Below are 26,033 nucleotides of genomic sequence, written 5' to 3'. Positions count from 1 at the left end.
CGGAATACAAGAAATGCCGGCTGTCAAAGGAGGCTTCTCCTGGCAGACGACGTTTCATTGTCCTTGTGGAAGATATTTCTTTTGTCAATGCTCATGTGCGGTAAAGCAGCACATAAGGATTTGACAGACAGCCTCCCACTATTCCGGCTTAATGGGAATTTCAATTTGAGTGATATAATCGTCTATACTATCAATAACCAACTCATTGATCCCCGTTTCATAAGCATAGCCACACAGAGTTGTCCCTTGCTTTTTTGCGTAGGCAAGGATTTCTTTGTATCTTTCGGGAAGCTTTTCCCAATTTCCTTTACAAAAAGCCCTTAGGTATGTTCCGGCAGGCTGCAGATGCAGTCCTCTTTTGGAAACAGGAAAAGGCATTTCAATATATATGGCACTATACTCGCTGAATTTTCCTTGATATAAATGCTCCACTGGAAGCATGGCACCATAGGAAGCGTCATGCAGACGGCGAAGTTGGTGTTTTTTTGTTTCGGCAATGACCCGTTCAATTTCTTGTTCAAATGATAAGTTTTCAGCCATATCAACAGCCACCAAATAGCGGCTCTGCTTTTCCACAAGGCTGATTTCTGCAATATCCAAAGAGCGCAGCATATCCATATCCTGCTGCTGGTTGATCAGAATTTTTTGGATAGATCTCAAATGGGAAATGGTTTGATTTAATTCTGTGATTTTTTCTTGCAAAAGAGAAGCGAAGTTATCAATGGTACGGTTTTCCATAAATTGTTTGATTTCATCAAGAGATACATTTAACTCCCGCAGCATTAAAATGGTTTCCAGTGCCGCACTCTGCTGGTAGCTGTAATACCGATAGCCGTTTTCCTTAATACAGGCAGGTTTCAGCAGACCGATCTCATCATACCACATCAAAGTTTTTTTGTTGATTTCATGGAGCGCCGCAAACTGCCCTATGGTAAACAGTGCAGCTTTTTCTTTCAGCATTTTTGAAGATCCCCCTTGACTGTACTGTTACTGTACGGTTTATTATATAAAATGTTCAGAGAAAAAACAAGGAGGATCTTTATTTATGCTGAGCGAGAACGCATACAGCCGCCCGGTAACATTAAAAAATGTTTTGAGATTTGCTGTCCCGACTATCGTTATGACGGTATTCATGTCCTTTTATACCATGGTGGACGGTCTGTTTGTATCCAATCTGATTGGTACAGATGCACTGTCCGCAGTCAATTTGACCGCCCCGATTATTTCACTGGTAACTGCCATCTCTACCATGCTTGCTACGGGTGGAAGCGCTGTCATTATGAGAAAGGTAGGAGAGCAAAAAGCAACGGAAGCAAATGAGGACTTCACATTTCTAATTGTTGTGAATGTGATTGTAGGGCTTGTCATGTCCGTTTTAGGTTATCTTGTCATGGACGGCATCTTTGGAAGCATGAACCTTTCGCCGGTTGTATTTGATCACTGCCACGATTATTTGAGCCGCTATTTGATTTTCACAATCCCTATCCTGCTGATGAATAACTTTACCCTTTATATGATCGCCGCCGGGAAGTCAGATCTTTCTATGGTCTGCTCCATTACAGGCGGCGTGTTGAATATGGTCCTTGACTATGTTTTGATCGCTGTACTTGATATGGGGATTGCGGGGGCGGCGATTGCCACCGGCTTGGGGTATTCTGTTACGGCGGTAGTGGGAATTGTGCTGTTTTCCAAGAAAAACAGCCTGCTTCATTTTGTAAAGCCGGTATGCCGGAGGAAAACTTTGTGGGAAGCTGCCACAAATGGCAGTTCGGAAATGGCGACCGCCTTAGTGACAGGTATCGTTACTATGATGTTTAACTGGACAATGCTGAAATATGTAGGGGAAAACGGCGTAGCAGCCATTACCATCATTATGTATGTGCTGATGTTCGCCACTTCTCTCTATACCGGCTATTCCTACGGAGTCGCGCCTATGATCAGTTTTTACTATGGCGAACAAAATCATGGAAAATTAAAAAAGCTGATACGTATGAGCTTGAAGATCATCAGCGTGATCGCTGCTGTGACCCTCATCGCTTCGCTGGTCGTTACAGAGCCGCTTGTCTCGGTGTTCGCCCGCCCAGATAACCCAGTATATGATTTGGCGGTTACAGGAAACCGTATCTGTTCCTTTGCCCTTATCTTTATCGGCTTTAATGTTTTTGCCAGCGGAATGTTTACGGCGTTATCCAACGGGCTGATCTCAGCGGTGCTTGCTTTTTCACGCTCCTTTGTATTCATGGTGATCGCTATGCTGATACTTCCCGCACTCTTCGGCGTAACAGGTGTGTGGTTTGCGACACCCGCTGCGGAGTTTGCGGCGATCTGCCTATCTCTTATTATGTTTGGCAGATACCAAAAGAAATATGGATATTAACAGGAACGATCATTTATGATGTGGATTTTTGGAATTGTCTTGATTTCAGGCATGAAAGCGCTTTTATGCAAGGGATTTTCGTTAGGAGGGTTTCTGCTGCTGTTTTGGATCAAAGGCAGGCAGCTCCGATTTAACTCTGACGAGTGGGATAGCTTTTTCATTTCACTTCCGGAAAGAAAGCTGCAAAAGTATGTTATCTGTATCTATCTGGTGGCTGCTATGTTCTCTTCGTTTATCAGTTATTTCATTCTTGAGTTGACTGGATACCGGAATAGCATTGGAATAGCGATATTGATCTTTGCAGTTGGGGTACTGATCACAGCATGCAAATGGCGTACAAAAGAAAGGGACTATCTGCTCAGACGGTATCGAGAAATACCAGACACGATCCTTGAAAGACAGAAGCAAGAAACGGAGGAAATAGAAAAAAGTGAGTGAACTGATTACTGAAGGGAATATCAGAAAGCAGACTGTTCTTGAAGCGCATAGCAGCTAAGGTGTTATGCGGGCGTCGGCTCGATCAGCATATTTGAAAGAATATTTGCTTGCCTTGGTTGCAATAGGAATGAGTTTGTCTGGCATTTCCCAGGAGCTTAAACTCAAAAGAGCCCAGTAAACAGCGGACCTGCCTGAGCCAGTCAGCACGGCAAGTAAATGGGGCTGCGCTCACCGCTGACAGCCCCGTCTGCCCTCGCCGCCTGCCAGGTGTGAGATCCAACTGGCCGATCTGTATCCTGCCCCGTGGATAAAACGGACAAAGACTCTTAGACCATCACTTATCTGTTCCATTGTTAATATGTGACATGTTAACGGGGAAATTGAGATCGCAGAGAGCGCCGTTCAGAGGAGCTGTTTTTGAATTGTGCGGCGGTAGAGGAGTGCGGCGGCAAAGCAGGAGATCAGCTCCGAGAGGGGAAAGGCGGCCCAGACCAGGGCCGGCTTCAGGGCCAGCAGAAGGGCAGCGGCGGGGAGCAGGAGCAGGATCTGGCGCAGCAGGGCCACCAGAAGAGACCAGCGGCTGCGGCCCAGGGATTGAAAGGCGGAGCAGAAGATAATGCTGGTCCCGGCGAAGAAAAAGGAGAGGGCGATGATCCGCAGAGCGGGGGCCCCCATGGCCAGGGCCTCGGGGCTCGCCCGGAAGGCGGAGCGGAGCAGGGGGGAGGCCAGCAGGGAGAGCAGCAGGGCCCCGGACAGGGAGAGGACGGCGGTGAACTGCTGGCCAAAACGGACAGAGGCTGACACGCGCCGGAGTGCCCCGGACCCGTAGTTATAGCTCAAAATAGGGATCAGGCCGCTGCTGATGCCGAATATGGGCATGAAGATAAAGGTCTGGAGCTTGAAGTAGGCGCCCAGTACAAAGACCGCGGACTCGGACCACCGGGTCAGCAGCTGGTTCAGCCCCAGGGACATGAAGCTGCTCAGCGACTGCATCACCACGGCGGGGGCGGCGACGCGGCCCATCTCAGCCAGCATTTCCCCCCGGGGGCGGAAGCCCCGCAGGCGGATGGGGAGCTGGCGCCGGAGGCGGTACACCAGCCAGAAGCCGATCAACGCGCCGGAGATCTGGCCGATGACCGTGGCTGCCGCGGCCCCCGCAACTCCAAGGTCCAGGACGAAGATGAAGATAGGGTCCAGGATCAGGTTGAGGATGGCACCCGAGCCCTGCACGATCATGAAGCCGGCGGGGCGGCCCATGGCCTGAAGAATGCGCTCCGTCAAAAACTGCATGCAGGTGCCGATGGACAGTCCGCAGCAGATCAGCAGGTACTGGGCCCCCTGCCGGGCGACGGAGGGGTCCTCTGTGGAGAGGCGCAGGAAGGGGGCGGCCCCTGTCAGGGCGAAAAGAAGGAAGAGGAGCCAGCAGAGTCCGTAAAGGAAAAACCCGTGGCAGACCGCAGAAGCAGCCTGTTCCTGGTCTCCCTCCCCCAGCCGGCGGGAGAAAATGGCGCTGAAGCCCACCCCGATGCCAGAGCAGAAGGCCACCAGCAGCATCTGGATGGGGTAGGCGTAAGAGAGGGCCAGAAAGGCCTCGTCGCTGTACTGGGCCACATAGACGCTGTCCACCAGATTGTAGACGGCGCTGATGAGCATGGACAGCATGATGGGCAGGGACATAGTCACCACCAAACGGGGCACCGGCATGGCGCCCAGCATACCGTCATTGGACTGCCGCACAGAGCTCTCACCTCCTGTTTTACCGATATGGGGCGGCATCATGGCAGGGAACGGGTGTAGCGCAGGTCCACGCAGATGGTGTCCGGCGGGAAGGGGATGTCCTCGTGGGTCCCGTCCCAGGCAAACCCCATTTTTTCGTAGAAGCGGCGGGCGTTTTCATTCTCCCGCAGGACAAAGAGAAAGACCTGAAGATAGCCCTGGCCGCTCAGGCGGCGGAGGACTTCCTCCATGAGCTTGGTGCCATAGCCCTTCCTTTTATGGTCTGGGTGGGTATAAAAGGAGATGATCTCTCCCCAGCCCTCATATCCTCGGGAGTTGAACTTGCACACCGTACCTGCCTGGAGACCTGCATCGATCCGGGCGGGGCCGAAGGTGGCACAGCAGACGGGAATATCCTTATCGTATAATAGAAGGAGTTGATTGCGATTTGTTTTCAGATTTTCCCGGAATGTGGGGACCCAGCGGTCATCGGTGATCTCCCGGGCCATGAAGTCGGCGGGGATGGCGCCGGCGTAGGTGGTCCGCCAGCCCAGGGCGTGGATCAGGGACAGGGCGGCGAACTGCTCCTCTGTGCGGGCCTCTTCAAAATGAAGGCGGGACATGGACAGCGCTCCTTTCAGAATGTTCTGCTCTACTGTCTTCGATTATATCCGTCCGATTCCCGGTTGGCAAGGAGGAAAGCGCCGCTGGGCCCCCGCCGCCGAAGGGGAGGCCGGCCCCGGAAGGCAGAAAAACTGGACAGAAGGTGGAAATTGTACAAAAAGTCCTGAAAAAGGGGCGGAACGGGGAAAAGGCATACAATATATCCACCTTTTTGGAAAAAATGAGAGGTGAAAGAAGAATGAAATGGGAGTGAAATAAGAAAAAAAGGAAAATTCCCCTTGCTTTTTTGGACAAATTCACATAGTATTGTATTGGAGCAGATACCCCCACAGCAGGTCCGCTGCGTTGAGATGGGGGAAGCGGGTGGTGAGAATATGGAAATGGACTCCATTCAAAAGGTAGCCGGCGCAGAGCAGGAGAGCCAGGAGCGCCGGGAGGCGGCCGCGGCGGAGAGCCGGCGGACCGTGGCTGAGGCCCGGAAGGCAGCTGAAGAGCTGCTGGAGGAGGCCCGCCGCCAGGCGGGGGCTGAGACCCGGCAGATGCTGGCCCGGGCGGAGGCGGACGCCGCGGAGGAGACGAAGACCATCCTGGCGGAGGCGGAGCAGCGCTGCCAGGCGCTGAAGCAGAACGCCCGGACCCGTCTGGATCAGGCGGCGAAGCGCATCGTGGAAGGGGTAGTGAAGGGCTGATGGCGATCGTCAAAATGAAGCATCTGCGCCTGGCGGCCATGCAGTCGGACCGGGAGGCCCTGCTGCGGCTGCTTCAGGGGATGGGCTGCTTGGAGATCGAAGAGCCGTCGGTGGACTGGAGCGATCCGGAGTGGGCCGGGCTGAAGAGCCCGGACAGCGGGGCGCTCTCCGCCGCCCGGGAGGAGAAAAACGCAGCCCAGCACGCCCTGGAGGTGCTCAAGCGCTACGCAAAGGTGAAGGGGGGCCTCCTGAGCCCCAGGCCGGTGGTCTCCCCCCAGCAGTTTTTTGAGGAGCAGGCGTACCGAAGCGCCCTGGAGACCGCCAGAGCCATCAATGATGGGGAGCGGGAGCTGGCGGCGCTGAAGGCGGAGCGGGACAAGCGGGCTGCCCAGCGGGCCTCCCTGGCACCGTGGATCCCCCTGGAGCTCCCCCTTGACACGGCCTCCACCCGGGAGGTGGAGGTGCAGTTCGGCACGGTATCGGCGGAGACCCCCTTCCCCCAGCTGGCGGGGGAGGTGCAGGCAGTGAGTGAGCTGGCCCAGTTGACGCTGGCCAGCGCAGACCGGGAAAACCAGTATCTGCTGCTGATCTGCCACCGCTCCGCCTTGGACGAGGTGCTGGAGAAGCTGAAGGAGCACGGCTGGTCCCGGGCAGTGTTCCGGGATCTGACAGGCACGGCGGCAGACAACGACCGCCGGCTGGAGCAGGAGATGGAGGAGCTGTCTCAGCGCAGGGCGGAGCAGGAGCGGCGGATCGCCGCCCAGGCCGGCCAGCGGGAGGCGCTGAAGCGGGCGGTGGACCGAGCCTCGGTGGAGATCGACCGTGAGGAGGGCAAGAGCCGCCTGGTGGAGACCCAGGTGGCCTTCTTCCTGGAGGGCTGGGTGCCGGAGGAGCGCTGGGACCAGCTGCGGCAGGCCCTGTCCGACTACCCCTGTGCCTGGGAGGTCCGGGACCCAGAGCCGGAGGAATATCCCCAGGTGCCGGTGCAGCTGAAAAACAACTGGCTCACCCGGCCGCTGAACATGGTCACGGAGATGTACTCCCTGCCTGCCTACGGAAGCGTGGACCCAAACCCCCTGATGGCCCCCTTCTTTATCCTGTTTTACGGCATCATGATGGCGGACATGGGCTATGGCCTGCTGATGATGCTGGCCTCGGTGGTGGTCCTGCGCCGGATGAGACCCAAGGGCACCATGAGCCACTTCTTCGGTCTGCTGGGACTGTGCGGCGTCAGTACCTTTTTGATGGGGGCGGTCACGGGAGGCTTTTTCGGTGACATGATCCCTCAGGTGCTGAAGATCCTGAATCCGGAGAGCACCTTCGTCTGGTTCTGGCCGCCCCTGTTCACCCCCCTGGATGACACCCTGATGATCCTGGTGGGGGCTATGGCCCTGGGTTTGATTCAAATCGTCACGGGCATGGCCATCAGCTTCATCAAAAAGATCAGGGAGGGGCAGATCCTGGATGCGGTATGGGAGGAGCTGACCTGGTGGATCGTCTTTGCCGGTCTGGCCCTGGCAGTGCTGGGGGTGACCAACGTGGTCATCATCCTGGGCGGCGTCATGGTGCTGGTGGGCTCGGGCTGGAACGCCAAGGGCTTCGGTAAGGTGACCGCCGTGTTCGGCTCCCTGTATAACCATGTGACCGGGTACTTTGGGGACATCCTCTCCTATTCCCGTCTCATGGCCCTGATGCTGGCAGGCAGCGTCATTGCCCAGGTGTTCAATACTCTGGGCGCGATCCCGGGCAACCTGGTGATCTTTTTCATCATCTCCTTGGCAGGCAATGCCTTGAACTTTGCCTTGAATCTGTTGGGCTGCTATGTGCATGACCTGCGTCTGCAGTGCCTGGAGTATTTTGGAAAGTTCTATCAGGATGGCGGAAAGCCTTTCCGGCCTATGGCGGTGAACACCCGGTATGTGGATATCAAAGAACAATGATTTGAGGAGGATACAAAAATGGATATGTCACAAGTGGTAGAGTATGGACAGAGCATGACTTTCCTGGGCAGCATCGGCGGGCTGGCCCTGGCCCTGCTGGGCGCTGGACTGGCGGCTGTACTCAGCGGCATCGGCAGCGCAAAGGGCACCGGCCTGGCCGGCGAGGCGGGCACCGGCCTGCTGTGTGAGGATCCCTCCAAGTTCGGCAAGGTGATGATCCTTCAGGTCATCCCCGGCACCCAGGGCCTGTACGGCCTGGTAGTCTGGTTCTTCGCCATCTTCCGTATGGGCCTGCTGTCTGGGACCCTGCCTCAGCTGACCATCGCCCAGGGGATGCAGTATTTCGTGGCCTGCCTGCCTATGGCGCTGGGCGGCCTGTTCTCCGCCATCGCCCAGGGCCGTGTGGCCGCCGGCTCCATCAACATTCTGGCCAAAAAGCCGGATGACTGGTCCAAGGGCATGGTGCTGTGCATCACTGTGGAGTTCTACGCCATCCTCTCCCTGCTGGCCTCCATGCTGATGATCATCAACATCAGCGCCTGAGCGCCGGAAAGGAACAGCTATGGACGGACTTGAAAAGATCACGGCCAGGATCAGCGCCGACGCGGACGCGGAGATCCAGGCCATTCGGGACAAGGCCCAGGCCCAGGCGGAAGAACTGCTGGCCCAGGCCAGGGCCCAGGCGGAGAAGGAGAAGGGCGAGCTGCTCGCCCGGGGCCGCCGGTCCGCGGAGGAGCGGAAGGCCCGCCTGATCTCTGCCGCTCAGATGGAGGGGCGGAAGATGTCCCTGGCTGCCAAGCAGGAGGTGCTGGACGAGGCGTTCCGCCAGGCTCTGGAGGAGATGTGCTCGCTGCCGGAGGAGCAGTACATCCAGCTGCTGGCCCGCCTGGCGGTGCAGGCGTCCTCCACCGGCCGGGAGCAGCTGATCTTCTCCCCCAAGGACCGGACGCGCATCGGCAAGGCGGTGGTGATGGCGGCCAACGACGCTCTGGTGAAGCAGGTGGCCCCGGAGCTGCCCGACGCCATCACCGACTCCAAGGTGGGGGCCTTCCTGGGCAAGGTGGTCAACAGCGCTGCGGCGCAGATCACCGGCACCGGGCTTTTGACCCTGTCCGAGGAGACGAGGCCCATCCGGGGCGGCTTCATCATGGTGGACGGCCCGGTGGAGGTCAACTGCGCCTTTGAGGCCATGGTGCGTGCCCAGCGGGAGCAGCTGGAAAAGCCGGTGGCGGAGATCCTGTTTCAAAAGTGAAGAGTGAGGAGCGGAGCGGGGGGACGGAGGGCCCGGGTGCCCATTGCCAGATCCCGCAGGAAGCAAAGACTGCCCGCAGAGATACGCGCGGCGCTCTGCTCTGACCCGAAAGGGGTGGTATTTTGTCCCAGAAACGAGATACGGATTATTTAGCCGTCTCCACCCGCATCCACGCGATGGAAAACCGCATGCTGACCCGGGAACGGATGGAGCGGATGATCGACGCCAAGGACAGCGGCGAAGCAGCCAAGGTGCTCAGCGAGTGCGGGTACGGCGAGCTGACCCAGCTGACCTCGGCGGCGCTGGAAGAGCTGCTGGCCGATGCCCGGCGGAACACCTTCCGGGACATGGCGGACTCGGTGCCTGACCGGCGGCTGGTGGAGGTCTTTCAGCTGAAATACGACTACCACAACGCTAAGGTGCTGATCAAGGCCCAGGCCATGGGGCTGGACGAGGCGCGTCTGCTCTCCCAGGGCGGGCGGTACGATCCCCAGCGGCTGCGGGAGGATTTCCTTCGGGATGACCTTCGGGACTGGGGCGAGGTGTTCCGCCAGGCGGTGCTCCGGGCCAGGGAGGTGCTGGCCGCCACCGGAGATCCTCAGCAGGCCGACCTGGTGCTGGACCGGGCCTGCTTTCAGGAGATGGAGAGCCTGGCACGGGCATGCGGCAGCGCTTTCCTGCAGGGCTATGTCCGCCTGTCGGTGGACGCCGCTAATCTGCGTGCCGCTGTCCGGGCAGCCCGGATGGGCAAGGGCAGCGAGTTTTTGAACCAGATCCTGCTCCCCGATGGGAACGTATCGGAGCGCGCCCTGGCCGGAGCGAGACCGGAGGAACTGGCAGAGCGCTTCCGCAGCGGGCCCCTGGCCCAGGCGGCGGCGCTGGGGGCGGCCCGGACCCAGCCGGATTCTGGTCCTCTCACCGAATTTGAGCGCCTGTGTGATAATGCGGTCACGGGATATCTGGCCTCGGCCAGCCGGGTCCCCTTCGGGGAGGAGACGGTGATCGGCTATCTCTACGCCCGGGAGGCGGAGATCACCGCTGTGCGCATCATCATGGCGGGACGCATGGCCGGCCTGGATGGGGAGACCATCCGCAGCCGCCTGCGGGCCACCTATGTATAAGGGGGAGAGGAGCATGTATAAGATCGCGGTGGTGGGCGACCGAGACAGCGTGCTGGGCTTCAAGGCCCTGGGGCTGGAGGTCTGTCCTGCCCAGAGCGCGGACGAGGCCAGAGAGATCATCCACCGTCTGGCGAAAGAGAACTGTGCCATCCTCTACCTCACGGAGCAGCTGGCGGTCCAGCTCCAGAGTGAGCTTCAGCGCTATAAGGACGCCCTCACCCCCGCTATCATCCTGATCCCGGGCAAAGAGGGCTCCCTGGGGATCGGGATGGCCAATGTGAAGACCGCCGTGGAGCGGGCGGTGGGGGCGGATATCCTATGAGAGATGGATTCGGTACCTTCCGCAGGGCGGCAGCAGGGGAGGCGGAGCAGGTCTTTGACCTGATCCGGCAGCGGATCGCCTGGATGGATGAGCGGGGCATCCAGCAGTGGAACCACCCCGGCTACCTCAGGCGGTATCCCTTGGACTATTTCCGGCAGTGCGCTGAAGAGGGACAGCTCTACGCCCTGTGGACGGAGTGCGGCGCTCTGGCCGCGGGGGCCGTGGTGTTGGAGGAGGACCCGCGCTGGACCGGCTATGGCGGGAAAGCGCTCTATGTGCATAATCTGGCGGCCAGCCTCCACTTCTCCGGAGCGGGCACGGAGCTGCTCAGGCGCTGCCTGGCCCTGGCCGCGGAGCGGGGGCAGGACTATCTCCGCCTGGACTGCGCCCGGGACAACCCGGTTTTGCATGATTATTATGAACGTTTTGGCTTCCGATTTGTGGCGCCTGTGGAGGACCAGGGGTATCTCGGGGATCTCCTTCAGTACCCCCTGGGGTCCCGGGACTGAGCGGGACGGCGGCACAGGAAGGATCAGAAAGAAGGTTTGAGCCAATGGGAAAAATCGTCAAGGTCTCCGGCCCGCTGGTGGTGGCCACCGGGCTCCAGGAGGCCAACATGGCCGACGTGGTCCGGGTGGGCGAGCAGGGCCTGATCGGAGAAGTGCTGACCATGAATGGGGACACCGCCTCCATCCAGGTCTATGAGGAGACTTCCGGCCTGGGTCCCGGGGCGGAGGTGGTCACCACCGGCGCCCCCCTGTCCGTGGAACTGGGCCCCGGCCTGATCGAGAACATCTACGACGGCATCCAGCGCCCGCTGGAGGTCATCATGGAGACGGTGAAGGGAAATAACCTCCCCAGAGGTGTGGAGGTGCCCGCCCTGGACCGGGAGAAGAAGTGGGATTTCCAGGCCGTGGTGGAGCCGGGCACCCAGGTAGTGGGGGGCGACATCATCGGCACGGTGCAGGAGACCCCCTCTATCCTCCACAAGATCATGATCCCGCCCAGGATGCAAGGGAAGATCGTCTCCATCCAGTCCGGCTCCTACACCGTCACCGAAACAGTGGCCGTGCTGGAACGGGAGGACGGCTCCCGGGTAGAGCTGCCCATGATGCAGAAGTGGCCCGTCCGCGTGGGACGGCCCTATAAGCACAAATATCCCCCTGTGGTCCCACTGTCCTCCGGCCAGCGCATCGTGGACACCTTCTTCCCGGTGGCCAAGGGCGGCACAGCCGCCATCCCCGGTCCCTTCGGCTCGGGCAAGACGGTGATGCAGCACGCCCTGGCCAAGTGGTCTGATGTGGACATGGTGGTGTATATCGGCTGCGGCGAGCGGGGCAACGAGATGACCGACGTGCTGCGGGAATTCCCCGAGCTGGTGGACCCCCGCACCGGCGAGACCCTGATGAAGCGCACTGTGCTGATCGCCAACACCTCCGACATGCCGGTGGCCGCCCGGGAGGCGTCCATCTACACTGGCATCACCATCGCCGAGTATTTCCGGGACATGGGCTACGCCGTGGCCGTCATCGCCGACTCCACCTCCCGCTGGGCGGAGGCGCTGCGGGAGATGTCCGGCCGCCTGGAGGAGATGCCCGGCGAGGAGGGCTACCCCGCCTACCTGTCCTCCCGCCTGGCCCAGTTCTATGAGCGGGCGGGCTCGGTGTCCTGTCTGGGCTCTGAGGAGGACCGCAGAGGCTCCCTCACCGCTGTGGGCGCGGTCTCGCCCCCTGGCGGCGACCTGTCCGAGCCCGTGTCCCAGGCCACCATGCGCATCGTCAAGGTGTTCTGGGCCCTGGACTCCTCCCTGGCCTACCGCCGCCACTTCCCCGCCATCAACTGGCTCAACTCCTACTCCCTCTATCTGGACTCCCTGAAGCCCTGGTACGACGAGCACCTGGGCCCTGAGTTCCTCCAGAACCGGGAGTGGGCTATGGCGGTCCTCCAGGAGGAGGCCAGCCTGAACGAGATCGTCCAGCTGGTGGGCAAGGATTCCCTGTCCGCCAAGGACCAGATCACCCTGGAGACGGCCAAGATGATCCGGGAGGATTTCCTCCAGCAGAACTCCTTTGTGGACATCGATTCCTTCTCCGAGTATGACCGGCAGGAGAAGATGCTGGCCATGATCCGAAGCTATGACCGGCAGTGCCGGGCCGCCGCTGAGAAGGGCGGGGCGCTGGCCGAGCTGTTCACCATCCCCGCCCGGGAGGGCATCGGCCGGGCCAAGTCTGTCCCCGCCGACCGGTATGTGGAGGCCTATGCCCAGCTGGTCCGCCAGATGGAGGAGCAGATCTCCGCCGTGGCTGAGAAGGGAGAGAAAGCGCTGTGATTCGGGAATATAAGACGATCCAGGAGATCTCCGGCCCCCTGATGGTGGTGGACCATGTGCAGGGCGTCACCTATGACGAGCTGGGGGAGATCGAGCTGTCTGACGGTACCATCCGCCGCTGCCAGGTGCTGGAGGTCAACGGTGATTCCGCCGTGGTGCAGCTGTTTGAGAGCTCTGCGGGCATCAATCTGGCGGAGTCCAAGATCCGCTTTTTGGGGCACCCCCTCCAGCTGGGGGTGTCGGAGGACATGCTGGGCCGGGTCTTTAACGGCATGGGCCGGCCCATCGACGGCGGACCTGCCATCCTGGCTGACGAGTACCGGGATATCAACGGCCTGCCCATGAACCCTGCCGGCCGGGACTACCCCAACGAGTTCATCCAGACGGGCATCTCCACCATCGACGGACTGAACACCCTGGTCCGGGGCCAGAAGCTGCCAATTTTCAGCGGGTCCGGCCTGCCCCACGCCGCGCTGGCCGCTCAGATCGCCCGCCAGGCCAAAGTGCTGGATGGGGAATCCAACTTCGCGGTGGTCTTTGCCGCCATCGGCATCACCTTTGAGGAGTCGGAGTTCTTTGTCAGCGAGTTTAAGCGCACCGGTGCCATCGACCGCACGGTGCTCTTCACCAACCTGGCCAACGACCCGGCGGTGGAGCGCATTGCCACCCCCCGTATGGCCCTGACCGCTGCGGAGTACCTGGCCTTTGAAAAGGGGATGCACGTACTGGTCATCATGACCGACATCACCAACTACGCCGAGGCCCTGCGGGAGATCTCCGCCGCCAAGAAGGAGGTCCCGGGCCGCCGGGGCTACCCCGGCTATCTGTACACCAACCTGGCCACCATCTACGAGCGGGCGGGCCGCCAGCTGGGCAAGGAGGGCTCTATTACCCTCATCCCCATCCTGACCATGCCGGAGGACGACAAGACCCACCCCATCCCTGATCTGACGGGGTATATCACCGAGGGACAGATCATCCTCTCCCGGGAGCTGTTCCGCCGGGGCATCAATCCGCCGGTGGACGTGCTGCCCTCCCTGTCCCGCCTGAAGGACAAGGGCATCGGCGTGGGCAGGACCCGGGAGGACCACTCGGGCACCATGAACCAGCTCTTCGCCGCCTATGCCACCGGTAAGGAGAACAAGGAGCTGATGTCCATCCTGGGCGAGGCCGCCCTCAGCCCCACCGACCTGCTGTATGCCAAGTTCGCGGACGAGTTTGAAAAGCGCTATGTTTCCCAGGGAACAGAGGAGAACCGCTCCATCCAGGAGACACTGGACCTGGGCTGGGAGCTGCTGTCTATCCTGCCCACCGCGGAGCTCAAGCGCATCAAGCCGGAGCTGATCGAGAAGTATCTGCCCCAAAAGGGCTAAGGGGGGACCAGAATGCCTTCCACGACCATAAATCCCACCCGTATGGAGCTGACCCGCCTGAAGGGCCGCCTGCGCACCGCCCAGCGGGGCCACAAGCTGCTCAAGGACAAGCGGGATGAGCTGATGAAGCAGTTCATGGAGGTGGTGCGGGAGAACCGGGCCCTCCGCCGCCGGGTGGAGGAGCAGCTGATGCGCGCCCAGAGCTCCTTCACGGTGGCTGCCGCCGTCATGTCCCCGGAGATGCTGGAGCAGTCCCTGCTCTATCCCAAGCAGAGCGTAGAACTGGACATGACTTTTCAGAATATCATGTCGGTGGATGTGCCTCAGTACCACTTCAGGACCCACAGCCAGGACCCGGGGGAGATCTACCCCTACGGCTTCGCCAACACCTCGGGAGAGCTGGATGACGCGGTCTCTGCCATGTCCCAGGTGTTCCAGGATATGCTGAAGCTGGCCGAGATCGAAAAGACCTCCCAGCTGCTGGCGGAGGAGATCGAAAAGACCCGCCGCCGAGTCAATGCCCTGGAGTATGTAAAGATCCCGGAGATGCAGGAAAATATCAAATATATCACCATGAAGCTGGACGAAAACGAGCGGGCCAACACCATACGCCTGATGAAGGTGAAGGAGCTCCTGCTCAGAGACGCCATTGAGGAGCGGAGAGAGGCCGACGCCAAGGCGGTGGAGGCCTTCGCCGGATACCCGGAGAGGCCGGCAGGCGTTTGACGCCCAGCAGGATCTGCATGAAAGAGCCCGGATGGGACCATAGGGTCCCATCCGGGCTTTTCGCAGCCCGTTCAGCTGTGCCGCTGAGAGTCGGACTGCGCCCGGGCCCGCTGGAGGACGAAACGCAGGAAGGCCTGCATAGAGGGGGGCTGCTCCTCATCCCGGCGATAGGCCATATAGATGGTGCGCTTGTAGAGGCGGTCCTTCAGGTGAAGGAGCTTCACCTGGCTGTTGTCCAGCACGTCCGTTTTGGCCACAATGGACACTCCGAAGCCGCTGGCCACCAGAGAGGAGATGCTGGCCTCTCCGGTGGCATTGCAGAATACCTGAGGCGTCCAGCCGCTCTGGGAGATGTACGCCATGATATCCCGGTAGATCTGGACATGGGGCATATAGGTGATAAAGGGGTAGGGGGCGAGCTGACTGAGCAGGATCTGGTCCTCCGCAGCCAGCGGATGGTCCGGCGGCACGATGGCCACCAGCTCCTGGTCCAGCAGGGGGACGAACTCCACCTCCGGCTCGCCCTCCTCGTAGATACAGAAGACCACGTCATAGAGGAAGGTCTTCAGCCCGTCCAGCAGCTCCCGGGTGGGCAGCTCCCGAAAGCCGAAGGTGACCTGCTCATAGCCTGGCTGCTGGAGAAAGGCCCGCACCGTCTCGGGCATGAATTTGGGGGAGAGGGGGGCGATGTAGCCCACGTCGATGTGGCCCTGCCCCGGGCGGGCGGCCCGCTTCAGGGTGGCGTTCACAGAGTCCAGGCGGCCCAGGAGGGCGTCCACCTCCTTAAAATAGAGCAGGCCGTATTTGCTCAGTTCCAGGTGGCGTCCCTTTCGGAGAAAGAGGGGGACTCCCAGCTCCCGTTCCAGGCTGGCGATGGCGGCGCTGAGGGAGGGCTGGGAGATCATCAGCTGTTCCGCGGTCCGGTGGAAGTTCAGCTGTCCGGCTGCTGTCCTAAAATAATAGAGCTGATTCAATGTCAAATTGCTGCACCTCCCCAAAAATGCGGAAAAATATCCTATATATTTCCCTATATTTTATTAAAGATTGAGAAGTTTGTCAAGAAATAAACAAATATTAATAAAATTAAATCTATCAAAAAGGAAATGAATTGGTATTTTACTTTTTGACGGCTTGGCTGGATAATAGAGACAGGAAAAGGAAAAGAAAACCCGATTGGATTTGTGATAATATTCAAAGAAAGAGCTTTAGAAATGAGGGATCGATATGGAGCGTTATCAGGATAAAGTGGTGCTGATCACCGGTGCGGGTGACGTGGCCGAGGCGGCTGCTAAGCGGCTGCTGTGTGAGGGAGCAAAGGTGGCTTTCTCTGACTTCTCCCAGGAGGCGCTGGACGCAGCCATCTCCGGGCTGAAGGCCGAGGGGTGGGACGGGGAGCGCCTTATGGGCATAAAGTGCGACGTGCGGAAGTATGAGGAGTGCGAGGCGGCGGCCAATGCCGTCCTGGCCAGGTGGGGGCAGATCGACACCCTGGTAGCCACCGCCGGCATCATCCGCCACTGTCCCATCGACGAGATGACTGAAGCCCAGTGGCAGGATGTTGTGGACATCAACCTCACCGGCGTGTTCCACGCGGTGAAGTCGGTGGTCCCCTCCATGAAGGAGCGGAAATACGGACATATCGTGGTCATCTCCTCCATTGGAGGTCGGACGGGCCGTCCCGGCGTGGGTGTCAACTACGCTGCCACCAAGGCCGGTGTGAACGGGTTGGTGATGTGCCTGGGCTATGAGCTGGGGCCCTGGCAGATCACGGTGAACAGCGTGGCCCCCGGCCCCCTGAAGGGAAAGATGTTCGCCGGCATGACCCAGGACCGTATCGAATCCCTGTCCGCCGGTATCCGCCTCCAGAGGATGGGCGAACTGAGCGACGTGGCCGCCGCCATCGCCTATCTGGGCAGCGACGACGCCGCCTGGACCACCGGCGAGGTGCTGGATGTGAACGGCGGCCTCCAGTATTGAGGCCGGCAGATCCTTTGTGCAAAAGCCGTGAAAACGGCGCTGATCCATAGCTGATACATAAAACGAGGAGGAAAGACAATGAAAAAAGCGATTGCCCTGATTCTGACCCTGGCCATGTCCCTGAGCCTGGCCGCCTGCTCAGGCGGTGGAAGCGGCTCCGGAGCCGCTTCCAATCCCCCGGCTGCTTCCGGCGGTAGCAGCACATCTGGTACGGTCTCTTCCGGTTCTGCTTCCGGGGCCTATGCGGATCTGGAGCCTGTGGAGCTGACTCTGGCGGACTCTGCTGCGGTGGGAGCGGCTGGAGAGATTTTTGACCGCCTGTTTGCAGAGAAAGTGGAGGAGATCACCGGCGGCAAGATGACGGTCTATTTGTATCTTAACGGCGAGTTGGGCAACGATATGGATCTGCTGTCCCAGATGCAGGCGGGCTATATTGATCTGGTGGGCTGCCAGATCGCTCCCGTGGTCTCCTTTGTCCCCGAGATGGCCATCTTCGACCTGCCCATGGTGTTTGCCCAGTATGACGGTGAGACCATCGACCAGGTGCTCAACGGCGACAGCCAGACCCATGCCGCCATGTCCGCCGCCTATGAGAAAGTGGGTCTGGAGCTGCTGGGCATCCAGCAGTACGCCACCTACCGCCTCACCACTGCCAATCGGGAGTTGCGCAAACTGGAGGATTTCAAAAACCTCCAGATCCGCACCATGGAGAACAGCAACCACATGGCCTTCTGGACTGCCATCGGCGCCGCCCCCACTCCTCTGGCCTGGGCTGAGGTGTTCATTTCCCTTCAGAACGGCACCATCGACGCCCAGGAGAACGCAGCGGATACCTGCGCCAGCACCAACTTTCAGGAGGTCCAGAAGTACCTGGCCTGTACTAACCATATCCTGTACGCCAACCAGCTGTCCATGAACAAGGAGAAGTATGACTCCCTGGATCCCGCTTACCAGGAGGCGATCAATCAGGCAGTCGCAGAGGCGATTGAAGAGATGAAATCCCAGATGGTGGAGAGCGATGAGACCAACAAGCAGACCTTGGTGGATGGTGGCATGACCCTCATTGAGTATGATGACGCCTTCTTCCAGGAGATCCTGGCGCTGGATACTGTCCAGGCCCTCTACGATAAGATCGATGCGGATGTAAATGGTCTGGGCACCACCCTTCAGGAGGAGCTTGCCGCCGCTCAGGGCTGATCTATCCCGCGATATTCCGCTTAGCAGCAGTTTCTTCCTGTTGCTCCTCTTAAACCGAATGCCTCTTTGCGGTCCGCTGGTCAGAGCGGGCCGTAAGGGGGCATTCCCCTTCCAGCAATCAAACAGACGGGCGAACGCCCCACAGAATAAGGAGGTCTCTCTTATGAGCAAGTTTTTTTCCCTGGCCTATCTGACTCTGCCCAACACCCACCCGGTGGATCAGATCGAGATCGCCGCCCAGTGCGGCTATGAGGGGGTGGGCCTGCGGACCATCTCCCAGCACCTGCCCGGAGAGCCGGACTACGCCCTGGCCAACGGCCGAATGTTCCAGATGGTCCGCGCTGCCCTGGAGCGCACCGGCGTGAGGCTGATGGACATCGAACTGGCCCGGGTGGCGGACGGGGTGGACGTAATGAGCTACGAGAAGGAGTTCGCCCTGGGGGCCGAGCTGGGGGCGAAATACGCTATCGCCAGCGTGTGGAGTGCGGACCGGGACTTCTCCCGGGTGCAGTTCGAGAAGATGTGCGATCTGGCGGACAAATACGGCATGAAGCTCAATCTGGAGTTCGTCCCCTTCTCAAACATCCCCGGCCTGACCGAAGCCCTGGCCTGGATGGACCTGATGGACCGGCCCAATGTGCAGGTGCTGGTGGACACTCTGCACGCCCACCGGGTGAAGGTCACCCCAGAACAGCTGCGGGAGGTAGCGGCAGAGCGATTCGGCTTCGTCCACCTGTGCGACGGTCCGGCCTTCATCCCGCCGGTGGACCACCCGGACATGGTGGGCGTGGCCCGGGGCGGACGGCTGTACGTGGGAGAGGGCGGCATCGACCTGGCGGGGATGCTGAAGAACATCCCTGATCCCCCCTACTATTCCATCGAGCTGCCCAACGCGGCGGAGGTGGCGATCCGGGGCAAGCTGGAGCACGCCAGACGCTGCCTGGAGACCGCCAAAACCTTCTTCGCGGCGCACCAGATCTGAAGAGAAAAGAGGGCCCGGGGGGGCCCGGGATCTTCTGATCCCGGGCCTCTTTTTGGCGTTTGGTCAGTCCTGACGAGCGGCCAGGCGGCGGCTGCGGAACTCGGCGGCCGCGGTGAACAGCACGTCGGAGGAGGAGTTCAGTGCCGTCTCGCAGGAGTCCTGGACGACGCCGATGATGAAGCCGATGCCCACCACCTGCATGGCGATGTCGTTGGGAATGCCGAACAGGCTGCACGCCATGGGAATCAGCAGCAGGGAGCCCCCCGCCACACCGGAGGAGCCGCAGGCGGCGATGGAGGCTACCACGCTGAGCAGGAAGGCGGTAGGAAAGTCCACCGAGATGCCCAGGGTGTTGGCAGCGGCCAGGGTGAGGACCGAGATGGTGATGGCGGCCCCAGCCATGTTGATGGTGGCTCCCAAGGGGATGGAGACGGAGTACTTCTCCTCGTCCAGGCCCAGCTCCTTGCACAGCCGCAGGTTGACCGGGATATTAGCGGCGGAGCTGCGGGTGAAGAAGGCCATGATGCCGCTCTCCTTCAGGCAGCGGAACACCAGAGGATAGGGGTTGCGCCGGATGCACAGGAAGACCAGAATGGGGTTGACGATCAAGGCCACGAAGAACATGCAGCCCGCCAGGACGCAGAGCAGGCGGCCGTAGTCCAGGAAGGAGGAGAAGCCGGTCTCCGATACCGTGGTGAACACCAGACCCAGGATGCCGAAGGGGGCGCAGCTGATGACCCAGCGGATGGCGGTGGAGAGGGCGTCAGACAGATCGCCCAGCACCTGCTTGGTGCGGTCGGAGGCGTCCCGCAGGGCGATGCCGAAGACCACAGCCCACAGCAGCACCCCGATATAGTTGGCCTCCGCCATAGCGGAGATGGGGTTGCTCACCGCGTTGTTGAGCAGGGTCTGGAGGATCTCGCCGATGCCGCCGGGGGCGCTGGAGGCGGCCTCCTGGGCCAGCGCCAGGGTGGAGGGAAACAGAAAGCTGGCAACCACCGCACACAGCGCAGCCAGAAGGGTGCCGATGAGGTAGAGCGCGATGACGGTGCTCATGTTGCTCTTGGCCCCTTTCTTGTGCTGTGCCAGGGAGTGCAAGACCAGGAAAAAGACAAGCAGGGGGGCCAGGGCCTTCAGCGCGCCTACGAACAGGGTGCCCAGGAGGCTGAGGAAGGAGGCGCCGGGCAGGAGGAAGCCCAGGACAGCGCCCAGGATCAGGCCGATCAGAATACGTTTGACCAGGCTGAGCTGGTTCCATTTGCAAAGCAGTTCCATGAAGAGGTTCCTTTCTGGCCAAAGGCCGGGGAATGGAGGGTGTTCCGCCGGAAGAGGACATCTGTCCGTCCGGACAAAGAGGCCAAAAAAAGACACGCTTAGAAGCGTGTCTTTCTTTTTGGAGCGAGTGACGGGGCTCGAACCCGCTACCTCCACCTTGGCAAGGTGGCGCTCTACCAGATGAGCTACACTCGCAACAACAAAGCATATTATAGCAGAAAATTTGTCGCTGTCAAGCATAAAATGAAAAAATTGAGAATGATCTCATTCCGCCCCGTCGGAGGAGGCGGAGGAGGTGCCGGGAACCTCCTCCGTCCCCTCCTGGCTGTCCGACGGCTCCCCGCAGGGGGGGACCGCCTGGGTATCCCACTGGTAGCCCAGGGCGGCCATCTCCCGGTCAGAGAGGAGGGGGTACTGCCCGCGGCTGTCCGCCCCCCGGGTGAGGTCCAGATGGCGATAGCCGCTCTCGGTGCGGACGACGTTCCAGAAGTGGGGTGACCCGTCCAGGGTGCCCGGTACCACCATGCCGGTCAGCTCCAGCCGTTGGGCCAACAGCAGGGCGGCCAGGGCAAGTCCCTCGCTGTCTGCTGCCCCCGCCACCAGGGCGTCATAAGCGCTGGCCCCCCCCTCCGGATCGTAGTGTCCGGCGTCCAGCACGGCGGCAGATACGGTCTGGATGGCCTCGTCCCCCTCGGTCCCCCAGATGGAGACCACGATCTCATTGGCGCGCCGGGCCAGGGCAGTCCGGCGGCGCTGGAGCTCTTTCTGCTCCAGGTGGTAGGTAAGCAGGACCTCCACGATGCGCTGGCGGCCGCTCTCCTCCCCTTGGGGATAGATATAGACCTGGGCCTCGGGCAGATCCAGGGCGGTGTCCGGACTGGCATAGTAGGCCTCCCGGAAGAGGGTTTGGATGTAGGTCTCGTCCCCCTCGAAGTAGCTGATGCGCAGGGCGGCCTCGGTGCCGAAGGAGGAGAGCAGGTCCTTGAGTTGGGAGCGGATGGCGGTGGCACCGGTGGCGGCCACGATGGCGGAGACCTGCTCCCGGGTGCGGCGGTAGGTGATCTCCACAGCGGCCTCATAGTAGGAGACAATAGGGGTCACATCATAGCGGATGAAGTCCACTGAATAGGCTCCCAGAGGGTCCTCCTGGACCACCTCCAGACAGGCGTTGGACAGGGACTGCTCCACATCCTGGTCGTAGTTGTACATCCGGACAGTGCCCTCCTCCTCACCCAGGGAGATGAGGTAGATCAGGGCATTGACCAGCTCCTGGTAGTTCTCCACCCGAAGGATGGAGGAGTCCCCCTCGGCAGGGGGCGTGGCGCTGTGGGGAGTCACGCTGGTGTAGCTGCGGGCGAGCAGTGAGGAGCACCCGGACAGCAGCAGGGACAGCGCGGCCACGGCCGCGCAGAGCCTCCATTTCATCAGATCCCTCCTCCCATGTTCCCGCCGGGGCTCACATCCCCAGCGCCTCTCCGATCAGTACGACTTCCATCTCCTCTGTGGCATTGGGACGAGCCCAAAGAACCGCAAGTCCTCGGCAGATGCGCTCCGGGCTCTTGCAGTCATAGCACCGGTCTGCCTTGGCGGCGCAGGGGGTCCTGCACCCCATGGACTGTGCCCGCTTGGGGGCGGCCACGTTCCGGGCCCGCCACAGTGCCGCCTCAAAATCGGGGGCGACCTTGTTGACACCCACCAGGAAGTAGACCTTCTGGTGGCCGTACAGGGTGGAGGAGACCCGGTTGCCGTTGCCATCGATGTTGACGATCTCCCCAGTCTCCGCCAGCGCGTTGGCGGAGGTGATGTACACATCGGTGAGGACGGAGTCCCTCAGGGCGCCCCCCTCCCAGTGCCAGACCACCTGGTTGTGGGCAGCCAGCCTGGGGTAGAGCCCCATCTCCTTCACCGTCATGGACCCGCCGATGCCCACCGTTTTCCCATCGATCTGGCCGTCCAGATAGGCGGCCGCCTCATCTGCGGTGGGGAAGTAGGCGGTGCGGAAGCCGCGGGCCTCCAGGTTGGCGCGGAGTTTTTCCAGATCTGCCATGGTGATACCTCCCTGAAAAAATGAATGGATCACAGGTCATGCTGGTGATAGCTGTGGAAGCCCTGGCCCAGCACCTCGTGGGCATCGCACACGATGAGAAAGGCGGAGGGGTCGGTCTCCTTTACCGCCCGCTTCAGGGCCACGATCTGCTTCTGCTTGAAGGCGCACATGAGCACGTCTTTTGCCTCCCCGGACCAGGCCCCGGCCCCCCGGAGGATGGTGACGCCCCGGTCCAGCTCCGCACTGATGGAGCGGATGATCTCCTGGGGGCGGTCGCTGATGATATAGGCCACCTTGGCGTTGTCCAGGCCGTAGAGCACCCGGTCGATGACCAGGGAGGAGATATACAGGGAGACCAGCCCGTACAGGGCGCTGCTCAGGCTGTGGAAGGCCAGAGCGGCCAGGGCGATGACCACCAGGTCCACCGCCATGACCAGGGTGCCCATGGGCAGATGGCCGAAGCGGAGCTTCAGCAGCCGGGCGATGAGATCGGTGCCGCCGGTGGTGGCTCCCTGGAGGAACACCATCCCAAGGGACAGCCCGATCAGCGCGCCGCCGAAGACGGAGGCCAGCATGGGGTCCATGGGCGGGAAGGAGTAACGGGCGGCCAGCAGGTCCACCCCCAGGGAGGTGGCGGCGGTGGCGAAGAGGGAGGAGGCCAGCAGCTTCCACCCCAGCAGCCGCCAGCCCAGCAGGAACAGGGGCAGGTTGAGGGCGATGACCGCACTGCCCACCGGGATGGCGGGGACGATGGCATGGATGATCTGCCCCAGGCCGGTCATCCCGCCCAAGGTGATCTGGTTGGGAACATAGCACCAGTCAAAGCCCAGGGCAAAGACAGCGGAGGCCAGTGTGATCCACAGATAGGGCCGGAAGGCGGCCCAGAGCTTGCCGGTGCGCACAAAAAAACTTCCTTTCCTTTTCTGGTTGGGCGGCGCGGCGGCTGCCCGGGACGGTGGTGTTACAGCAGGGTCATCTGCTCCTCTCCCCGGTCGGGCTCCCGAAGGAGGGCTCCCGCAATGGGCAGGGAGCGGGCCCGGTAGCGGGCGGCGTTGCGGATGGGGGTCTGAGCCAGGGGCAGGGCCTTCTCCACCCGGTATTTAGGCTTGAGGGACATGACGTTGACCCCCTGGGTGGTGCGGGTAGTCTTGGGGGAGAGGGCGGAGGTGTGGAAGATCATGCAGCGCCCCTCGGTGGAGTAGACCGCCATCTCCTGGTCCTCCTCCAGCAGGAAGGCGGAGACCAGGGGGGCCTTGTCGGAATAGGCCCCGGTGAGCTTTTTCCGGCGGGTCTGGGTCTGGTAGGCGGACAGTTCCACCCGGGCCGCCTTGCCGTTGTCAAAGAAGAAGAGCAGCTGGCGGCGGTAGTCCCCGGGGATGCAGGCCCAGACCACCCGCTCCTCCTGGTCCATGGCAAGCTTGGTGGGCAGGTAGTCCCCCAGCACGCTGGCCTTGGTGTCCTCAAATTCGCTGAGCCGGGTCTTATAGCACTGCTGCCTGTCGGTAAAGACCAGCAGCTCGTCCCGGTTGGAGGCCTCCCAGGTAAGGAAGGGGCCGTCGCCGTCCTTATACTTCTGCTCGCCGGACATCCGCAGGGACTGGGGGGTGATTTTCTTCAGATATCCCTCCCGGGACAGGAAGAGATTCACCGGGTAGTCGGGGACCTCCTCCTCAGCGGTGAGCAGCTCCTCGGTCTGGTGGTCATAGACGATATCGGTGCGGCGGGGGAGGGCGTACTTTTTCTTGACTTGCTCCAGCTCACCGATGATGACCTGACGGATGCGGCGGGGGCTGTTCACCAGGTCCTGGAGGTCAGCGATCTCCTCCTCCAGGGAGTCCACCTCCTGGGTGCGCTTGAGGATGTACTCCTTGTTGATGTTCCGCAGGCGGATGTCGGCTACGAACTCGGCCTGGATCTGGTCAATGCCAAAGCCGATCATCAGGTTGGGCACTACCTCCGCGTCCTCCTCGGTCTCCCGGATGATGCGGATGGCCCGGTCGATGTCCAGCAGGATGCGCTTGAGGCCCTTGAGCAGGTGCAGCTTCTCCTGCTTCTTCTTCAGGGAGAAGTATGTGCGGCGGCGCACGCAGTCGCTGCGCCAGGCGGTCCACTCCTCCAGGATCTCCCGCACCCCCATCACCCGGGGCATCCCGGCGATGAGGATGTTGAAGTTGCAGGACTGGCTGTCCATCAGGGGGGTGGACTTGAACAGCTTGGCCATCAGCTTGTCCGGGTCAGTGCCCCGCTTCAGGTCGATAGTCAGCTTCAGGCCGGACAGGTCGGTCTCGTCCCGCATGTCGGTGATCTCACGGATCTTGCCCGACTTGATGAGCTCAGCCACCTTGTCCATGATGGCCTCCACGGTGGTGGAGTAGGGGATTTCGTAGACCTCGATGATGTTGTCCGCCTTGAGGTAGCGCCACTTGGCGCGCACCTTGAAGGAGCCCCGTCCGGTGCGGTAGATGGAGGCCAGCTCCGAGGCGTCGTAGAGCAGTTCACCGCCGGTGGGCAGGTCGGGGGCCTTCAGGGTGGACATGAGATCGTGGTCCGGGTCCTTCAGATAGGCGATGGTGGTGTCGCACACCTCCCCCAGGTTGAAGCCGCACAGGTTGCTGGCCATGCCAACGGCGATGCCCTGGTTGGCGGAGACCAGCACGTTGGGAAAGGTGGTGGGCAGGAGGGTGGGCTCCTTCAGCTTGCCGTCGTAGTTGTCCACAAAGTCCACGGTGTCCTGGTCGATGTCCCGAAACAGCTCGGCGCAGATGGGGTCCAGCCGCACCTCGGTGTATCGGCTGGCGGCCCAGGCCATGTCTCGGGAGTACACCTTTCCAAAGTTGCCCTTGGAGTCCACAAGGGGGTGGAGCAGGGCCCCGTAGCCCCGGGAGAGGCGGACCAAGGTGTCGTAGATGGCGGCGTCCCCGTGAGGGTTGAGCTTCATGGTCTGGCCTACTACGTTAGCGCTCTTGGTACGGGCCCCGCCCAGCAGTTTCATCTGATACATGGTGTAGAGCAGCTTCCGGTGGGAGGGCTTGAAGCCGTCGATCTCCGGGATGGCCCGGGAGACGATGACCGACATGGCATAGGGCATATAGTTGATCTCCAGCGTCTCGGTGATGGGCTGCTCCAGCACCTCGGCCCGCAGGCCCATGACGTTGGGGTTGGTTACCTTGGGTTTGGTCTCGTCGGGGTTTTTCTTCTTTGGCATAGGGATATCCGTCCTATCTTCTGCCCCAGCTTAGGGGGACATTTTCAATCAAACACTGAAAGAGATCACGCATCTGCCCGATATAGAGGGATCAGGCTGGCAAAACAAATGCTCAAAGATCCAAAGATTTGAGTACATAAAATAAGATCCTGGTCGAACCGCAGAAAAAACCACAGAAGAAAACCTGTGGGGCAGAGCGCTCCATTGAGCAAAAACAGAGCTCCGAGGATCTTTTTCCAGTGATCCCATACGGCGGAGGAAACTTTCCGACTTGTCCAGGCGGAAGGCATTCCGCTGGCCGTCAGAAAGGATACACCGAATAACAGAGAGAAAATGGTCATGCAGGCGTACAGAGCGGGGAGAGAGGGAAAACTGTGTGAGAAGACATTCAGAAAAGCGATGGATGCCAGTGTATAGAAAAAGAGATGTGTGAGCCGTTTCAT

General features: G+C 60.6%; 25 protein-coding genes and 1 tRNA gene. 15 read left to right on the top strand and 11 right to left on the bottom strand.

Annotated features, from left to right (window positions below; translation table 11 throughout):
• Positions 1 to 138 precede the first annotated feature (138 nt).
• Positions 139 to 960, bottom strand: a complete 822-nt coding sequence (locus NE584_RS05235) for a MerR family transcriptional regulator (protein ID WP_108980528.1) — start codon at positions 958 to 960, stop codon at positions 139 to 141.
• Positions 961 to 1,045: 85 nt separating this feature from the next.
• Here NE584_RS05235 and NE584_RS05230 point away from each other — a divergent pair, with 85 nt between their 5' ends.
• Both NE584_RS05230 and NE584_RS05225 read left to right on the top strand, forming a co-directional pair.
• Positions 1,046 to 2,377, top strand: coding sequence for an MATE family efflux transporter (locus NE584_RS05230; RefSeq protein ID WP_050623419.1), 1,332 nt, complete (start codon positions 1,046 to 1,048; stop codon positions 2,375 to 2,377).
• 15 nt (positions 2,378 to 2,392) lie between these two features.
• On the top strand, positions 2,393 to 2,815 hold the full coding sequence (locus tag NE584_RS05225; RefSeq protein ID WP_256182065.1) for an MFS transporter: 423 nt from the start codon (positions 2,393 to 2,395) through the stop codon (positions 2,813 to 2,815).
• A 402-nt stretch (positions 2,816 to 3,217) separates the two neighbouring features.
• Here the strand turns inward: NE584_RS05225 and NE584_RS05220 are convergent, their stop codons facing one another.
• Complete coding sequence (locus NE584_RS05220) at positions 3,218 to 4,552, bottom strand: MATE family efflux transporter (RefSeq protein ID WP_157954711.1); 1,335 nt, start codon at positions 4,550 to 4,552, stop codon at positions 3,218 to 3,220.
• A gap of 38 nt (positions 4,553 to 4,590) precedes the next feature.
• On the bottom strand, positions 4,591 to 5,154 hold the full coding sequence (locus tag NE584_RS05215; protein ID WP_108980531.1) for a GNAT family N-acetyltransferase: 564 nt from the start codon (positions 5,152 to 5,154) through the stop codon (positions 4,591 to 4,593).
• Positions 5,155 to 5,535: 381 nt separating this feature from the next.
• Between NE584_RS05215 and NE584_RS05210 the strand changes: the two genes are divergently transcribed.
• The 10 genes from NE584_RS05210 to NE584_RS05165 all read left to right on the top strand — a co-directional run bounded on the left by NE584_RS05210 (position 5,536) and on the right by NE584_RS05165 (position 14,907).
• Entirely contained in the window at positions 5,536 to 5,844 is a 309-nt protein-coding gene (locus tag NE584_RS05210; protein ID WP_133248297.1) for a hypothetical protein, read from the top strand.
• Complete coding sequence (locus tag NE584_RS05205) at positions 5,844 to 7,784, top strand: V-type ATP synthase subunit I (protein ID WP_108980532.1); 1,941 nt, start codon at positions 5,844 to 5,846, stop codon at positions 7,782 to 7,784. The genes NE584_RS05210 and NE584_RS05205 overlap by 1 nt, the downstream gene beginning before the upstream one ends.
• Positions 7,785 to 7,838: 54 nt before the next feature.
• Positions 7,839 to 8,327, top strand: a complete 489-nt coding sequence (locus NE584_RS05200) for a V-type ATP synthase subunit K (RefSeq protein ID WP_050625403.1) — start codon at positions 7,839 to 7,841, stop codon at positions 8,325 to 8,327.
• Between the two features lie 19 nt (positions 8,328 to 8,346).
• The gene (locus NE584_RS05195; RefSeq protein ID WP_050623425.1) at positions 8,347 to 9,036 is read left to right on the top strand and encodes a V-type ATP synthase subunit E; all 690 of its coding nucleotides are present in this window, start codon (positions 8,347 to 8,349) and stop codon (positions 9,034 to 9,036) included.
• Positions 9,037 to 9,158: 122 nt separating this feature from the next.
• Positions 9,159 to 10,157 carry a V-type ATPase subunit gene (locus tag NE584_RS05190; RefSeq protein ID WP_108980533.1) on the top strand — a complete coding sequence of 333 codons (999 nt, stop codon included), beginning with the start codon at positions 9,159 to 9,161 and terminating at the stop codon, positions 10,155 to 10,157.
• Positions 10,158 to 10,170: 13 nt separating this feature from the next.
• Entirely contained in the window at positions 10,171 to 10,479 is a 309-nt protein-coding gene (locus NE584_RS05185) for a V-type ATP synthase subunit F (RefSeq protein WP_050623427.1), read from the top strand.
• Entirely contained in the window at positions 10,476 to 10,988 is a 513-nt protein-coding gene (locus NE584_RS05180) for a GNAT family N-acetyltransferase (protein WP_108980534.1), read from the top strand. Before NE584_RS05185 ends, NE584_RS05180 begins: the two co-directional genes overlap by 4 nt.
• Positions 10,989 to 11,032: 44 nt before the next feature.
• Positions 11,033 to 12,808: a V-type ATP synthase subunit A gene (locus tag NE584_RS05175; RefSeq protein ID WP_108980535.1), complete on the top strand. Its 1,776-nt coding sequence runs from the start codon at positions 11,033 to 11,035 to the stop codon at positions 12,806 to 12,808.
• A complete protein-coding gene (locus NE584_RS05170; RefSeq protein ID WP_050623430.1) occupies positions 12,805 to 14,181 on the top strand; it encodes a V-type ATP synthase subunit B in 1,377 nt (458 codons plus the stop codon). Before NE584_RS05175 ends, NE584_RS05170 begins: the two co-directional genes overlap by 4 nt.
• 12 nt (positions 14,182 to 14,193) lie before the next feature.
• On the top strand, positions 14,194 to 14,907 hold the full coding sequence (locus NE584_RS05165; protein ID WP_108980536.1) for a V-type ATP synthase subunit D: 714 nt from the start codon (positions 14,194 to 14,196) through the stop codon (positions 14,905 to 14,907).
• A 71-nt stretch (positions 14,908 to 14,978) separates the two neighbouring features.
• Here NE584_RS05165 and NE584_RS05160 read toward each other — a convergent pair whose 3' ends face one another.
• Positions 14,979 to 15,887, bottom strand: coding sequence for a LysR family transcriptional regulator (locus NE584_RS05160; protein WP_133248298.1), 909 nt, complete (start codon positions 15,885 to 15,887; stop codon positions 14,979 to 14,981).
• A 244-nt stretch (positions 15,888 to 16,131) separates the two neighbouring features.
• On the opposite strand from NE584_RS05160, the gene NE584_RS05155 reads away from it, so the two are divergent.
• From NE584_RS05155 to NE584_RS05145, 3 genes are all read left to right on the top strand, one after another.
• Positions 16,132 to 16,884, top strand: coding sequence for an SDR family NAD(P)-dependent oxidoreductase (locus tag NE584_RS05155; RefSeq protein ID WP_108980538.1), 753 nt, complete (start codon positions 16,132 to 16,134; stop codon positions 16,882 to 16,884).
• Between the two features lie 78 nt (positions 16,885 to 16,962).
• Complete coding sequence (locus NE584_RS05150) at positions 16,963 to 18,081, top strand: TRAP transporter substrate-binding protein (protein ID WP_108980539.1); 1,119 nt, start codon at positions 16,963 to 16,965, stop codon at positions 18,079 to 18,081.
• 163 nt (positions 18,082 to 18,244) lie between these two features.
• Positions 18,245 to 19,063, top strand: coding sequence for a sugar phosphate isomerase/epimerase (locus NE584_RS05145; protein WP_050623435.1), 819 nt, complete (start codon positions 18,245 to 18,247; stop codon positions 19,061 to 19,063).
• Positions 19,064 to 19,126: 63 nt separating this feature from the next.
• On the opposite strand, the gene sstT is transcribed toward NE584_RS05145, so the two are convergent.
• From sstT to NE584_RS05110, 7 genes are all read right to left on the bottom strand, one after another.
• Positions 19,127 to 20,338, bottom strand: coding sequence for a serine/threonine transporter SstT (gene sstT, locus NE584_RS05140; RefSeq protein WP_108980540.1), 1,212 nt, complete (start codon positions 20,336 to 20,338; stop codon positions 19,127 to 19,129).
• Between the two features lie 119 nt (positions 20,339 to 20,457).
• Positions 20,458 to 20,533 (bottom strand) — tRNA-Gly (locus NE584_RS05135).
• A gap of 69 nt (positions 20,534 to 20,602) precedes the next feature.
• Positions 20,603 to 21,763 carry a hypothetical protein gene (locus NE584_RS05130; protein ID WP_108980541.1) on the bottom strand — a complete coding sequence of 387 codons (1,161 nt, stop codon included), beginning with the start codon at positions 21,761 to 21,763 and terminating at the stop codon, positions 20,603 to 20,605.
• A gap of 31 nt (positions 21,764 to 21,794) precedes the next feature.
• Positions 21,795 to 22,385, bottom strand: a complete 591-nt coding sequence (locus NE584_RS05125) for a lactate utilization protein (RefSeq protein ID WP_108980542.1) — start codon at positions 22,383 to 22,385, stop codon at positions 21,795 to 21,797.
• Positions 22,386 to 22,414: 29 nt separating this feature from the next.
• Positions 22,415 to 23,287, bottom strand: a complete 873-nt coding sequence (locus NE584_RS05120; protein WP_256182051.1) for a YitT family protein — start codon at positions 23,285 to 23,287, stop codon at positions 22,415 to 22,417.
• A gap of 59 nt (positions 23,288 to 23,346) precedes the next feature.
• Complete coding sequence (locus tag NE584_RS05115) at positions 23,347 to 25,590, bottom strand: DNA topoisomerase (ATP-hydrolyzing) subunit A (protein WP_108980543.1); 2,244 nt, start codon at positions 25,588 to 25,590, stop codon at positions 23,347 to 23,349.
• Positions 25,591 to 25,655: 65 nt separating this feature from the next.
• Positions 25,656 to 26,033 carry a hypothetical protein gene (locus NE584_RS05110; protein ID WP_108980544.1) on the bottom strand — a complete coding sequence of 126 codons (378 nt, stop codon included), beginning with the start codon at positions 26,031 to 26,033 and terminating at the stop codon, positions 25,656 to 25,658.

The organism is Clostridium sp. DFI.5.61, assembly GCF_024462915.1.
In the GTDB taxonomy this organism is placed as follows: Bacteria; Bacillota; Clostridia; order Oscillospirales; family Oscillospiraceae; genus Lawsonibacter; species Lawsonibacter asaccharolyticus.
Note: the sequence above shows the minus strand (reverse complement) of the source record. Positions and strands in the feature narration are given on the sequence as shown.

Coding starts and splice junctions, on each gene's coding strand:
- NE584_RS05235 (WP_108980528.1), bottom strand. CDS start 960: ATGCTGAAAGAAAAAGCTGCACTGTTTACCATAGGGCAGTTTGCGGCG.
- NE584_RS05230 (WP_050623419.1), top strand. CDS start 1,046: ATGCTGAGCGAGAACGCATACAGCCGCCCGGTAACATTAAAAAATGTT.
- NE584_RS05225 (WP_256182065.1), top strand. CDS start 2,393: ATGATGTGGATTTTTGGAATTGTCTTGATTTCAGGCATGAAAGCGCTT.
- NE584_RS05215 (WP_108980531.1), bottom strand. CDS start 5,154: ATGTCCCGCCTTCATTTTGAAGAGGCCCGCACAGAGGAGCAGTTCGCC.
- NE584_RS05210 (WP_133248297.1), top strand. CDS start 5,536: ATGGACTCCATTCAAAAGGTAGCCGGCGCAGAGCAGGAGAGCCAGGAG.
- NE584_RS05205 (WP_108980532.1), top strand. CDS start 5,844: ATGGCGATCGTCAAAATGAAGCATCTGCGCCTGGCGGCCATGCAGTCG.
- NE584_RS05200 (WP_050625403.1), top strand. CDS start 7,839: ATGACTTTCCTGGGCAGCATCGGCGGGCTGGCCCTGGCCCTGCTGGGC.
- NE584_RS05195 (WP_050623425.1), top strand. CDS start 8,347: ATGGACGGACTTGAAAAGATCACGGCCAGGATCAGCGCCGACGCGGAC.
- NE584_RS05185 (WP_050623427.1), top strand. CDS start 10,171: ATGTATAAGATCGCGGTGGTGGGCGACCGAGACAGCGTGCTGGGCTTC.
- NE584_RS05180 (WP_108980534.1), top strand. CDS start 10,476: ATGAGAGATGGATTCGGTACCTTCCGCAGGGCGGCAGCAGGGGAGGCG.
- NE584_RS05175 (WP_108980535.1), top strand. CDS start 11,033: ATGGGAAAAATCGTCAAGGTCTCCGGCCCGCTGGTGGTGGCCACCGGG.
- NE584_RS05165 (WP_108980536.1), top strand. CDS start 14,194: ATGCCTTCCACGACCATAAATCCCACCCGTATGGAGCTGACCCGCCTG.
- NE584_RS05155 (WP_108980538.1), top strand. CDS start 16,132: ATGGAGCGTTATCAGGATAAAGTGGTGCTGATCACCGGTGCGGGTGAC.
- NE584_RS05150 (WP_108980539.1), top strand. CDS start 16,963: ATGAAAAAAGCGATTGCCCTGATTCTGACCCTGGCCATGTCCCTGAGC.
- NE584_RS05145 (WP_050623435.1), top strand. CDS start 18,245: ATGAGCAAGTTTTTTTCCCTGGCCTATCTGACTCTGCCCAACACCCAC.
- sstT (WP_108980540.1), bottom strand. CDS start 20,338: ATGGAACTGCTTTGCAAATGGAACCAGCTCAGCCTGGTCAAACGTATT.
- NE584_RS05130 (WP_108980541.1), bottom strand. CDS start 21,763: ATGAAATGGAGGCTCTGCGCGGCCGTGGCCGCGCTGTCCCTGCTGCTG.
- NE584_RS05125 (WP_108980542.1), bottom strand. CDS start 22,385: ATGGCAGATCTGGAAAAACTCCGCGCCAACCTGGAGGCCCGCGGCTTC.
- NE584_RS05115 (WP_108980543.1), bottom strand. CDS start 25,590: ATGCCAAAGAAGAAAAACCCCGACGAGACCAAACCCAAGGTAACCAAC.
- NE584_RS05110 (WP_108980544.1), bottom strand. CDS start 26,033: ATGAAACGGCTCACACATCTCTTTTTCTATACACTGGCATCCATCGCT.